The sequence below is a fragment of the Undibacterium sp. Di27W genome, from assembly GCF_049340345.1.
GTDB lineage: Bacteria > Pseudomonadota > Gammaproteobacteria > Burkholderiales > Burkholderiaceae_D > Undibacterium.
This window is the reverse complement of the sequence record NZ_JBMPOS010000009.1, coordinates 79691-92885: the sequence shown is the minus strand read 5'-3', so window position 1 is coordinate 92885 and position 13195 is coordinate 79691. Positions and strand designations below refer to the sequence as shown.

Genomic DNA, 13195 nt, shown 5'->3' with positions numbered 1-13195 from the left:
TTCACTTCGTCAAATTACATTTTCAGTTGTAGTGGCATGATGCCCAGATAGGCCGCCGTTTTTGCATCTATCACTGCCGGGAAAGTGGATACCCTGATCTTGATGGGTTGATATTTACATTTTTTTTCATCGCAATCGTGCGATTTCAGCCAGGCTTGTATGTCGGCTTTTTTATCTTCATTGTCTTTTTCAAGAGCATCAAAGTCCTGGGCGTTTTCCAGTATTTCCTTGCTCATGTCAGCATAAGGGATATGCAGTTGCGGCATGTGGCCCTTGCCACCACCTACGGATTCTATACCGCGGGCCATGCTGAGATCCGCCGAGTCGGTAGGTTCAAAGGTGCCGACCAGCTTGGGTCCCCACAATGGCAGCGTGGCCTTGCCCTTTTCCAGGTTGCCATCGGTAATTTCAGAAGCCTGCACCACTTGAAAGTTCTTACCCAGCGCAGCGATATAAGCAGGACGTGCTTCCAGCAAAGTGCTGACGCCATAGACAAAGGCATACACCTGCAATACCACAATCACCAGCAAATCCAATACCAGCCACTTCTTTTTTTTGGTATTGAACACGACCAGGGTCAGGGCCGGGCCCAATATGACATCAATACCAACAATAAGGAAGAAAATTTCATAACCCCCTATGGCAGAAAGCATAGGCGTCGGATACCACATGAACCAGCACAACATGAGCAGAGTAAAACCAACGACGAAACTGATTAAAAAATGCGTACCACTGGCACGATAACGGGACATGGAAGTTTTCATAGCGTGGAAATTATTGAAAGAAAAAACAAACGACCAGATCTGGTTTAGTCATCTCAGAAGAGCTTTAGCAAATATGCCACGACTCTGCTATCGAGCCTGCATCAATAACAAGACTATCCTGAGACATACAACAAAAGTCTGCATATTTTAATGAGCTTTAGTGTGAGGATCAAGGAATGATAAGCTTTTTTACAAGTCAATCTCCCCCTGTCTGAGGACAGTAGCACAAGTGAGGCATGCGCGTGCCAAAATATCATCCAGACAAGATGCCTGCCAAGCAAGAGAATTTTGTTTTAAAATCAATAATTTTCCAGGCATGGCAACTTGCTAGCTAACTACTTTGTCATCTGCGCATTATCCATATGACGACTCACACTTTGATTGAAACCCATCCATGAATCAACAAAATCAAGTAAATGCATCCAGGTTCAAGCAGTCGCTGTGGCTAGTATTACTGTTACCCGCTTGCGCAATCGCGGCGTATGGCGCTTCCTGCATGGGCGACAAAACCATGGAAGGTATGGCTTACCTGACAGGACAACTGCTGGTCTGTGCGGCTGCCGGAGCCGGAATATTTTATCGCTTGTTCTTGCGCAAGCGCGGTGGTGTCTATTACATCAGCGTTTTTCTGGCTTTTTTTATTGCCATGTTCGCGGCTGGCAAGATCAGCCTGGACAAACAGAAAGTACAAGCCAATATCGCCATGCAGTCAGCCAAAGAAGAAATGCAGCGTCTGGCTACGAACATACAAAAAAACAATGACAACCAGGACAGTAAGGTCTTGTCCCAGGTAGTGGAAACCGGCCCCGCAGCCACACCCAAGGCCAGTGGCCAGTTTGGGGAAATGGAAAGATTCATGAAAGACTTCATGAATAGCGCGGCAGCCTACAAGAATGCCTATTTGCGCGAACTGAATGCGGCCAACTGGGACCAGGTCATGGATTTCAAGCGCATAAAAAATGACAAAGATATGCTGGAGAGTAAAGCCATAGTAGAAAAAGCCAAAGCCATCATCAGCAAATTTGAAAGTAATACCGACAGCTTGTTTGATGGTGGCCGGGCAAAAATCAATTCCCTGGCGCTGGATGACAGTGCAAAAAAAAGCATGCTCGATGGCTTTAACCGTGGCGCCCAAAATTCTCGCAACATGATCATGCAAAACTGGCAGATGGAAAGAAAAGCCGTACAAGAAATTGAAGGCATGCTCAATCTGCTGGCAGATAAAAAGAAATGGACTTTGCAGGGTGAGCAACTCATGTTCCGTGATGAAGCCCCCCTGGCACAATTCAATCGCCATCAACAAAAGCTACAAGAAATCCTCAAAGAGCAGCAAGACATACAACAGCGTCAGATCCAGAAGAATAATAAGGAAATGGATAAGTTGAATAATAATTTTCAAAAGTGAGTGTTAAGCATCCATGGCATAGAAATACCAGCCAGGGCTGCATAAAACATGAAATTTAACCTCGACGATGAAAGAACGATGCCAGCAGGCTGGTTGAGGGTGGACTGGTCCGTACCAGCCGTAGCCTTGCTGGAAGCAGGTGGAGTGAGGCACTTCAGCCTCGGCCATGATCTTGGCGACGATGAGCACGGCAGCGGCGATGATGTCGTGCCATGGATAGAAGAAGCGGTCGTGACCAGCGGTTTTGCACCACCAGAGATGCGTTTGCACTCAGCCAATTCTTCGGCAAGGCAAAAAATGAAAGCTGGCATACAGAGTATCTTGTGCCATCAGAAAAAACTTCAAGGCAAGACAAAAAGACCAAGCAAGACAATTGCAGCCAGCGCCAGGCAGGCGCTATATTTTACAAACCAGATTTCTGATTTTGCAGCGGCGCGGGCGGCGGACTCTGGTGTTGCATAGTGTCGCCTGGTTCTCATTACCAGCAATTCATCGCTGCTCAATATCCGCATCTGCCCAGCCAGTACCGGCAATATAAAGATGATCTTGGTCCCCAGAACCTTGACGCGCAAGTGCCAGAATATCTCGCTATCCTTGTCTTCAAGTGTGCCACTGCCAGGCAAGTCGGCGGGCAGACTCAGTGTGAATTTCATGTCGCTGGCAGCATGTGCCAAGCGTCTTTCAGTCAATTCTCGCCACCACAAAGTCGTGCTCTTTGCGTCTTCGCCACTACCCATTTTATGGATGCATTCCACTTCAAGATGGATAGCATAGTCGGTCGCGGCCGTGTTCATGTTTTTCCACTGGCCATCCATGAAATGCAAAGTGGCAGGCACATCACGGCAGCCTGCATGCAAGGGTGGCTGTATATGCAAAGCCAGGTCACCCAAGCGCTTGCGCAAATGTATCATGCGCAAACCCAGTACCAAGAGCAAAACCCCAGGCAAGGGCGAGAATATGGCTCTATAGTGGGCCCAGCCACTTGCATTGCTGAATAATGTCAATTCGCGCCATGAAAAAAACAGACTCACCGCTAGCCAGCATACCGATACCAGGATGAGTAAAATATTTGTGTCGGATTCGGGATGCAAGAAAACGTATGCTGGCTGAACCTGTCCCTGCCCCTGTCCCTGTCCCTGTTCCATAGCCTTGCATGACCGGTACTCTTTAGCAGAATGGCACTTCACCGACAGCCCAGCACCTTGGCTGCCTGTGCCTGTTTAAAAAAGCGCGCGTAGCCGCAGGCGTCTTCGCCATACAGGTCTTTCTTGCTGCGATCAGCACCGGCTTGTAGCAAAAAGGCAATCGCTGGTAGCTGGTTGTATTGGGCGGCAATCATCAGCGGTGTAGAACCGCGGGCACCGGCAAAGGCTGCATCAATAGGCAAACCCTGTTCGTGCAGATAGCGCATGCTTTTGATTGCATTGCGGTAGCTGGCATAGTGCATGGGTGTCCACACCTTGTTGCTGGGTTTCTGCAAATCTGCGCCCGCCTTTGCCAGGGCTTGCACGATGTCCACGGCGTCATTGCCTATGGCAGCAAACAAGGCACTGCGTCCGCCATTGCCTTCTGCATCGACAGGTGTCGCCAGGTCAACTTGCGCCCCTTGTTGCAGCAGGTAGCGCACTTTCTCCAGATTGTTTTCTTCTGCCGCTTGCATGAGCAGGCTATGGCCTTCAGCATCCCTGCTATTGATATCGGCACCAGCGCTGATCCTGGCCTGCAGTTGCGCCAGGCTCTCTATGTTTGCCGGGCTGGCAGCCGGCATGCTGCTGCTCTGCGTGGCCGGCGTGCCCTCACTGATGGCTGGCAGATCATCATACAGCATCAGATAAGCACCCAATATCAGCATGCCAATGACGATGACATAGGCCCACCAGTTGCGCCGGCTTTGCTTGCCAGGCTGCGCCATTGCATTGGGAAATTCATAGATGCCATAGTTTTCAGCGTCTGCCAACAGCTCGCGTTTGTTTTGCAGCCCCGACCATGCTCCGGCTTGCACGGGCAGAATAAATTCCAGGTCTTCCCCCAGCAATTTGATCTGCAATTTCCAGATCACCTCCACTTTTTTGTGGCCTAGTAAGCCGCTAGCTGGCAAATTTGAGGGCAGGCTGATGCTTAGGTCCACATTGCGCGCACCGTGAAAAACCTGCACGGTTTTCAATTCCAGTGTCCACAGGGTCTTGCTGCTGGTGTCTTCACCGCGGTTGTCTTCACACACGCAGACCACTTTAGCCTTCAGCGCATAATGCGTCACTGCATGCTGCATGCGCTGTCCCAGTGGCAGTGTGAAGCGCAGGCGTAGGGCCATCTCCTCGATACCGATGTACGGCTGCTGTGTCATCAGCAGGCTACTCTCACCCAGACGCCAGCGCAGATAAGCCAGGCGGGCAGACCAGCACAACAACAGCACACCGGCCAATGGAAACAACAGCGCCCAGAAGCGCGCATTGCTACCGCCATCTGTTATAGCCAGGATGGACATGGGGACGGTAAACAAATTCCAGATGATTGCAAAGACGCCTATCGCCACCGCCCCACTCTTGTTGGCTTGCAATTCCAGTTTGCTGGGCGGAACATGGCCTGCTCTGAACGCTGCGCCAGAACCTGCCGTTGTCGTATCTGCCTCATCTGCCTGAGGCCTGAACCAGATTGCCCAGAGCAACCACAAGCCAGCCAGGCTGACCAGGGGGAACAGGATAGCGAAAGGTATCAGGAATAGCATGCGCTTGAAGCGCACTTGTCTGTCATAGACGGCATAGGCTGGATCTTGCGGGTCCAGCCAGAGTATGACGTTTTGATTCTGGCTGCGCGCCGCCAGCAGTGCGGCGTGGATGTCGTGTTGATAATTGTCTATATTATCGCGACTATCGCCACCGATATTGATGCGTGTGCTGTGATAGGTCTTGCCCTGGTATTGATATTCAAATTCTGCCAGGACTTGCCAGGTAGTGGATTCGCCTTCATGTTCGCGCAATTCCAGCTTATTGATATGCGCTGGCACCACCACCAGATCGCGGGCCTGCCACCAGCCCCCTAACTGCCTGGCCAGAGGGCTAACACCGCCACCCCAGCCCCCCGCTCCAAACAACACTGCAAACACCAGCACGATCAGACTGGCCCCTAATCTCAATCCTATATTTTTTGTTTTTATCATGGCTGCAATGTAGCAAAGCAGATGCCACGGTGCAAGATACGAAAGTAGGTATGAGGGCGAGCTACAACAAAAAGGGATTTTTTTGTCGCTGTCATTATCCTGTCATGCCACGGTGTGAATATGGCATCTTGCCGCAAAAATTGCCGTAATAAAAAACCAGCGTAATCGCTGGTTTTTTATTATCAAATTGCTTACTGTATACCTTTGATCGCCGTCAAATACGCCGGACTGGTGCGCATCTTGGCAATCGCTGCCCACAAGCCATCCACCTGGGCGGCATTGGCTTCATGGTATTTTTTATTGAAGGCCATGAAATAATAGGCTTCGGTAAATGGTGTGGGCAAGGCCTCTATCTTGCCTGCGAATTCTGGCTCGTCCATGCGCAGCTTGCCTTCATGCTCAAAGCCAATGACCAGTTCACCCTGGCCTGCCACCATCTTCAAGAGATTTTTTTGGAAGGTCGCCGTTTCATCATTGAAAGGCACTTTCAGGGCCTTGAGTTTTTCTGTGAACACCGAATTACCCTTGGCAAACAAGACGCCTTGCTTGACTTCAGAAAAGCTGCTGCCATTCCAGTCTGCCTTGCTGCCTTTGACGCGGTAGACCACAGAACGCGCCGCCCCCACTGCCTTGCTGGTATCCGCTTCACCAGGTTTTTTCATGGGAAAGGCTGCATATTCCTGATTGGCCGCCGTGAACCCCATGGCAGCACCAGAATTGATCGTGCCCGCCTTGATCTCTTCAGCGCATTTGGTCGGCAACATGGGCTGGAACTTGACCTGCAAACCCTGCTGCTCTGCCGCCATGCGTATCAGCACCTGCACCGTCCCTTCCTTGTTAGGGAACAGGAAAGGCGGCGACGCCGTATTGCCTATGCAAATCGTGATGGGATCAGCTGCCAGAGCAATGGCGGAACAGAAAAAATTTGTGAAAGCAAACAACGCTGAGTAAGCAAATAGAGTAGACATGAATTATTTTCCTTTATAGTTGACCTGCTACAAACAAATTTGAGTGACATCAAAATCTGCCATCGCAATACAAGTTGCGCCTTTGACCGATGATGCTTACACAGCATTTCATTTAAGACCTAGAACAAGTAGATGTCAAGAATCAATAAATGACAGGCTCACTTCCAGACCAGCTTGCCATATATCCCAGGCATTAAAAAATAAGATTACTTAGGAAAAACAAATGAAAGTCCTTCGACATCTTTAATTTCCAAGAGGAAATTATCCAAAAATGGATGTCTACATTTAACTAACGCATAGTTGACACCATATGTTATAAATAAGATATTTTTTGACTGAACAGATTTCCCAGATGGGAGCATACATATGCAAGCCAGTCGTCAACAAGAAGCGTCCATATCACATGATGCACTCCCCCCTTTATTGGCATGGCATTGGTTATGGATAGCTCTGGCGCTGTTTGTGCTCGGCACAATAGCTGCCTGGACACAGAAACCCCGCCCCGTCCCTGTCAACAGAGCAGCTTCGACTTTATCTTTTCTTTGGCCAAACGAAACGAATCCCCACCGACGTCTACCTAGGTTTAATGAAGATTTCCTCGCTGTCATTTTTTCAGAAAATGGAAAACAGGGCTGGATACTCAGTAAAAATCACATACTGACGACGGATGATGGCGGTAATAGCTGGCATACAGAAAGTAATAATAATGAGCAATTGCTCGCAGAAATCACAAGGAATGAAAACAGTGACTGGATGCTGAAAAACAAAGAAATCGTATTCAGCAAACGAGCAATAAAAGAGCTTGCCAATTTCAAAAAAAAGACAGTCCCAGGCCTTGCGCCTGCTCTCCATATAGACACTGACGGGAAGCATGCATGGACTGTCGGTGCGAATGGCATCATCATGGCAACAAGCAATGGCGGAGAGACCTGGAGTCAGCAATCAAGTAATCTTGAGATAGAATTTTCCTCTGTCTACTTTCAACCCGATAAGCTTCATGGCTGGGTTGTTGGGAAAAATGGAGTAATTCTCGCGACAGACGATGCGGGAAACTCATGGCATCCCTATTCAGCCAATGCACATCCCTTTCTCGCTTCTGTCAGTTTTAGTTCCGACGGACTGCATGGCTGGGCGGTAGGAGGAAATGGCGACATCCTCGCCTCTTCCGATGGGGGCGCTCATTGGAAGCATCAGCATAGTGGTATAGAGGGAAGCTTAGGCGTCGTGACCGTAGGGGGCAATGAAGATATTTATTTCTTGCCCGGTGCAGGAGGTGAAGTTGAGAGTAATAAGGAAGGCGACCATAGCGACTTATCAAATGAGGCTGCCCGAGCTATAAGCTTAGGAGAAAATAACCTGCATATCTGGGCTGCTGGTACAGGCGGAGCAATCATTTCGACGGATGATGGTGGAATAACATGGAATAAAAGATCGGACAGGTATTTTGAAACAAATGAAGTTCGTCATGCTTATTTCACCAAAGACAGGACATTTGGCTGGTCCCTCACGGCAAACACTGAACAGCCAAGGTTTAGCGGGGAATTGGCAGTCTTCACGGAAAGGAAACCGACCTGGGAAACGATAACTAACGATCAAAGCATCCTGTTCTCGAAAGTATATTTCGATAGTGATACTAAACATGGGTGGGGCATCACAACCTATGGTTACCAACCATCCCATACTATAGACAAAGACTGGGCTTCAGTATTAGGGCAAATTGTCAATACGACAGATGGAGGTAAATCCTGGCAACAGCAAACCCGAGGAACCCCCGCCAGGCTTTTTGACATCCACTTCAATAAAGACAAACAGCATGGCTGGGCCGTCGGCGAGGGAGGCTTGATTTTATCCACCATGGATGGCGGAAAAAACTGGGACTATGCAGAACACTATAGTCGCTCGCCTGCGCTTTGGTACTGGTTACTGGTTGCTATTTCAGGCTATTGCATCTGGCTGTCCTGGCATTTTCGTCCCAAGGCACAAACCAGTGATTCGGTCGCGGATGTTGCAGCGTCCGATGCAGAAATACGATTCCCTGACGATGACAAGCTGGATTTTTCCGGGTTGGCACGTGGCATCTCCCGTTTCTTGCGTAATACAGAAACCCAACCACCACTGACGCTGGCCATTACTGGAGAATGGGGTAGCGGCAAAAGCTCCCTCATGCAACTTGTCTGTGCAGACCTGAAAAAATATGCCCATAGCCCCATCTGGTTCAACGCATGGCATCATCAAAAACAAGAGTGCCTGTTTGCCGGGCTGCTTGGTGCCATTCATGCCCAGGCAGCGCCATCGACTTTTACTGTGAATGGCATGCAATTCAGGCTACATCTGCTCTGGTTACGTTCAAGACGCCACTTTGGTGCGATGATGCTCGCAATTATTCTCGCAAGCTGCCTGTTCATAATCAGCTATGACAGTTTTCAACGAGGTGGCATACAGCGCTTGCTCACCGTTTTGCCCGATATTAAAAATATACTGGCAGAACATAATATTACTATCCTGGTCGATTCAATAGGCGGCGTCATCGCCGCCTTGGGTGCTGCGTTCACCACGCTATATGGTTTGGCAAAAGGCTCTAAAATCTTTGCATCTGACCCTGCGACACTCATGACCCGCATTGGCGAAAGTATGAGTTTGAAAACTGCGAAAGAAAAAAATGACTTTCGCGATGACTTTGCAAGTCAGTTCAGTGATCTCACCAAAGCACTCCCATATCGCCTGGTCATCGTCATTGATGATCTGGATCGTTGCCATCCGGCCGCCATTCTCGAGGTAATGGAAACCGTCAATTATCTGACATCCTCTGGTGACTGCTTTGTTATCTTCGGCATGGCCAAGGAGCGCGTGCTGGCTGCACTAGGTCTGGCATTCAAGGATATTGCGGCTGAAATGGTGGCGATGGATAAGCATGCCAGCCAGGACGAGCACGACAACTCACCACTAGACCCCGTTCTGATCAAGCGCCGCGCCTATGCTATAGATTATCTGCAAAAATTGGTCAACATAGAAATCAAGGTACCCACCACAAAAGACAAACCGGTGCATCAGTTACTGTTTACCAAAGACATTTTCCCCAGAAGACGCATCAAGGAATTTTTCCGTCTGGCGACTTTCATGTGGCCAATTGCTGCGGCAATCATTGCGATATGCATAGGAGTTAGCCTGGCCAAATTCATGATGAATGAAAGCCTTAATTTCAAGAATCAGCACATAGAAACCAAAGCGACTCCTGCTGCACCAAAAACCAAAGATACGACACTTGCGCCAGCAGATTTTACTGCCAAACCGCCAGCGCCTGCATCCACCACTGAAAATTTTGCCGTTCAAGCTCCAGCTTCTGGCGCGAGTAAGCAAGCTCTCTACGCGGATGAAGAACATGCCTCGTGGATGACTATCTACTCCTGGTCAAGCTTGGCCTTACTACCGCTGTTGGGGATAGCAAGCATTTTGCTCATCCGGCTGCTAAGAAAAAACATTCAAGAAACCAGAGACTCAAACCAGTTCCGTCAAGCACTGGAAATCTGGACTGGTGTCATTGTCACGAAGCGCCATACACCACGCTCAATTAAACGTTTTGGTAATCGTCTGCGCTATCTTGCCATGTTGCAGCAAGGTGAAGCAAAAGATGAGACTTTATTTGATCAAGCGAAACTCGTTTTAACTACATTTTTGCTTAGAAAAAAACCAAATATTTCCCAGCAAGCTCTTTTGAAGGATGCATTGGCAGAACATCAGTTAATCGCAATTGGAGCGATGCATGAAGTGTTCGGTGAAAATTGGAAAAATCAACTCAGTGGCCAAATTGCCTTTGAGGAAGGATACAGTGAAATCCAGTCAGATGAAGCGCGTCTCAGAAATGAGATCATAGAAACTGCCATTTCGAAACACCAAGCTTCATTTGGTGATGTATGGCCACCAAGCGATATCGAAGTCGAGGTATTTGAGCGATTAATTTCTGGAGTACGTCTGGCGGGTGATCCACAAATCCTTACTCCCCAGAGACGCGAAGAAAAACCAGAAGCCAATTACTCATCCCTATCATCTATCGCAAAGAAAAGACGCAAGTGATGCATGATAGCGCCCGGATTTAACCCTGCGCTATCTTGACCTCATGCTTTCTCAACCCTGCCAAATTGCAAACTCTATGCCATTTTGTATGGAACCTATCACCTGGGCCTGGTTTTCTGCGCTTTCACAGAAGCTGGCCAGCACACCGGCAGCGGAGATTTTGCCGCTTTCCATGGCGCCGATCCAGTAGTCAAAACCTGCCTTGTCCGGGCTGCGGTGCAAGACATTGTTGTAGAAGTTGGTGATCAGGGTAGTATTGCTGGGGGCTTTTCCATATAACTTCTGGAACTCGGGAGAGGAGAAAAATCCTGCTGCCACCGTGGTCAGGCTAGAACCTCTTTCCATGTCTTTGATCCAGTAACCCAGCCCGGCAAAATCGGGCTTGCGGTCAAAGGCGGCTTGGTACAGGCGGTAAGCCTGACCGGCAATGCCGTTGACATCAAAAGCTATATTGTGGTCATCAAATTCTAGCATCTCTATATTGATGAGGGTATCCGTGCCTGCCTGGCCCGTGCTGTCTTTCACCAGGTAGGTATTGCCCACCTTGCTGACCTGGTAGCGTGATGCATTACCATTGTAATAAACCGTATCCTTACCGGCACCACCGTCTATGGTGTCGTTGCCTGTGGAGCCTGACATCAGGTTATTGCCCGCATTGCCTACCAGGCTGACAGCGTTCTTGTCATAGGCACGCAGATTTTCAACATTGGCAAAACTGCTTAAGGCGCTATTAAAACTCACCCAGACGGTATCTATGCCCTCACCCGGGGCTTCCACCACTTGATCAAGTGCGTTGTCCAGGACATAGGTGTCGTTGCCTTTGCCGCCGATCATCAGATCATTGCCGCCGCGGAAACTATCCTCCCAGTCAAAACGGTCATCACCATCACCGCCCATCATGGTGTCGTTGCCATTGCCGCCTTCCAGGGTATCATTTCCTGCATCGCCAGCCAGGGCATCATTGCCATTCGCGCCAAAAATCAGATCATTGCCAGCACCGCCCTGGATATGATTATCCAGTTCATTGCCGCCGATGATGTCATCTTTTGCAGAGCCTATGGCATTTTCATATTCGCCATACAGCCAGCGCAAGCTGACCGGGTCACCACCATTGATGATGGTGTTGAGCCCATCGCTGGCGCTCATGGCCACGCCCACCAGATGCGGTGCCCCCGTGATATGAATACCCATATTGAAATAAGCCCCTGTGCTATACAGGGACAGGTCAACAGTATCAATGCCACCTTTGTCGAAATAGGTGCGATAACCATCTGTACCCGCAATGATGGTATCGTCGCCGTTGCCACTGGTACCCCGGCCTTCGCCATAGGCCAGTTGCAAGGCAATCACATCCAGTATCATGGGGGTGAACGCATGCAGTATCGATGAATGGTTCTGGTCATCATAAGACATGACGGAGAAATATTCCTTGTACATGTCTTGCGCACTGTTAGTCCTGAAACCCAGCAAGTCAAACCCCAGGTTTTGGGTTGCCGCATAATCGGCAGTAATGACGGGGACACCATTGATATAATCACTATGCGGATGCGACAAACCCAGGGAATGCCCCAACTCATGGATCAGGGTCTTGGTCACGCGGGTATACGGCTCTAAAGAAAAATCGCCCTGAAACTCACTGCTAGCCTGGTTGATGACTATATCGCCTGCCCCGCCCACGTAGCCAAAATTTTTATCGCTGTTCCCGCCTGATCGCGCACCGTAGGCCACGTTCTTCAGGTTTTGCCAATTGATATTGATATCAGATAAATTAGCTGCGCCTACCACAGCTGGTGTCACCAGCGTATTACCGTTATAGACGTCATAATCAACTACGCCAGAAAACGACAGATTGGCGAACTGGGAATACATATCCAGTATGGCATTGATATTGTCCAATTGAGATTGCGACCATTTGTATTCGCTACTCCCCTGACTGACATCGCTGGTAAAACTATCCGATACCGAAACGCGGATAGTGCCTGACAAGATGTAATTGATAAAACCCGGTACGATGCCATCAAAATTGAACATGGCACGGGTAATCGGGTTCAAGGGAAAATAGGGTATGTAGGTAGCCATGTTCAGTTCGTGTGGTGGACGTATCCGTCAAGCAGAGGGATAAAAACAGAGCGCCATTGTACGTGATGCAGATAAAATAACAAAATACTATGATGGCAATGCAATATCGCAAACACTGATTGCCAAACCTGGACGCCTGCCATGTCTGCCTTTCGTTCACAAGTCTCCCTCACCTTGCGCAAGCCCGGATTCTGGGGCTACCTGCTACTCAGCACACTGGGCATGTTGGTGCTCGCTGGTATAGCGCTTATATTGCTGGGGCTGGTGATGTTCGGGCGCATACTCGATAGCGAACCGAGCAGGTATGCGGCCAGTGTCAGCCTGGAGGGATATCAGATCGAAGTGGAGATGGTGAGCATTCACCCTTTTCTGGCTGAATATAAAAAACATATCCGCATCAGGAAAGACCAGCAATTGCTGGGAGAAAAGGAACTCATCGATGGTGGTGGTTTTGTGGACTTGTATTTTTTGCGTGATGGCGAGAACATCCATATCGTCGATGGCATGCTCTCTGGTTTGACACTTGATACGGCAAACGCACACATCCGCGATCTTGATACAGACCGGCTGCCACTCGACATCAGCATCGATAATCTGGGACAAATAGGATTTGCCGAGCAAGCACCCACCACTTATCGCTGGCAAGCAGCCAGGGAATTGCTGCAGGTTCCGGCTGGTAATGGCGCACTGACCAAGGCATCTGCCGCTACACCTTGAGACTGGGTAGTGAAAATGGGCGGCTTATTTGTAC

General features: G+C 49.2%; 8 protein-coding genes and 1 pseudogene. 4 read left to right on the top strand and 5 right to left on the bottom strand.

Annotated features, from left to right (window positions below):
* Positions 1-14: 14 nt before the first annotated feature.
* Positions 15-752: a hypothetical protein gene (locus ACO0LF_RS18440; protein WP_423016593.1), complete on the bottom strand. Its 738-nt coding sequence runs from the start codon at positions 750-752 to the stop codon at positions 15-17.
* Positions 753-1158: 406 nt separating this feature from the next.
* On the opposite strand from ACO0LF_RS18440, the gene ACO0LF_RS18435 reads away from it, so the two are divergent.
* Together ACO0LF_RS18435 and ACO0LF_RS18430 are read left to right on the top strand one after the other, a co-directional pair.
* Positions 1159-2169 carry a hypothetical protein gene (locus ACO0LF_RS18435; protein WP_423016591.1) on the top strand — a complete coding sequence of 337 codons (1011 nt, stop codon included), beginning with the start codon at positions 1159-1161 and terminating at the stop codon, positions 2167-2169.
* A gap of 48 nt (positions 2170-2217) precedes the next feature.
* A pseudogene (locus tag ACO0LF_RS18430) lies at positions 2218-2421 on the top strand (cyclic-phosphate processing receiver domain-containing protein); the annotation flags it as partial.
* A gap of 89 nt (positions 2422-2510) precedes the next feature.
* Here the strand turns inward: ACO0LF_RS18430 and ACO0LF_RS18425 are convergent.
* The 3 genes from ACO0LF_RS18425 to ACO0LF_RS18415 form a co-directional block, all read right to left on the bottom strand.
* Positions 2511-3260, bottom strand: coding sequence for a hypothetical protein (locus tag ACO0LF_RS18425; RefSeq protein ID WP_423016589.1), 750 nt, complete (start codon positions 3258-3260; stop codon positions 2511-2513).
* Positions 3261-3352: 92 nt separating this feature from the next.
* A complete protein-coding gene (locus ACO0LF_RS18420) occupies positions 3353-5326 on the bottom strand; it encodes an ankyrin repeat domain-containing protein (RefSeq protein WP_423016587.1) in 1974 nt (657 codons plus the stop codon).
* Between the two features lie 191 nt (positions 5327-5517).
* Positions 5518-6294 (bottom strand): hypothetical protein, encoded by a 777-nt coding sequence (locus ACO0LF_RS18415; protein ID WP_423016585.1) that lies wholly within the window; start codon positions 6292-6294, stop codon positions 5518-5520.
* Between the two features lie 366 nt (positions 6295-6660).
* Here ACO0LF_RS18415 and ACO0LF_RS18410 point away from each other — a divergent pair, with 366 nt between their 5' ends.
* A complete protein-coding gene (locus tag ACO0LF_RS18410) occupies positions 6661-10365 on the top strand; it encodes a YCF48-related protein (protein WP_423016583.1) in 3705 nt (1234 codons plus the stop codon).
* A gap of 51 nt (positions 10366-10416) precedes the next feature.
* On the opposite strand, the gene ACO0LF_RS18405 is transcribed toward ACO0LF_RS18410, so the two are convergent.
* Positions 10417-12444 (bottom strand): DUF4214 domain-containing protein, encoded by a 2028-nt coding sequence (locus tag ACO0LF_RS18405; RefSeq protein ID WP_423016581.1) that lies wholly within the window; start codon positions 12442-12444, stop codon positions 10417-10419.
* Positions 12445-12585: 141 nt separating this feature from the next.
* On the opposite strand from ACO0LF_RS18405, the gene ACO0LF_RS18400 reads away from it, so the two are divergent.
* Entirely contained in the window at positions 12586-13161 is a 576-nt protein-coding gene (locus ACO0LF_RS18400; protein WP_423016579.1) for a hypothetical protein, read from the top strand.
* Positions 13162-13195: the final 34 nt, after the last annotated feature.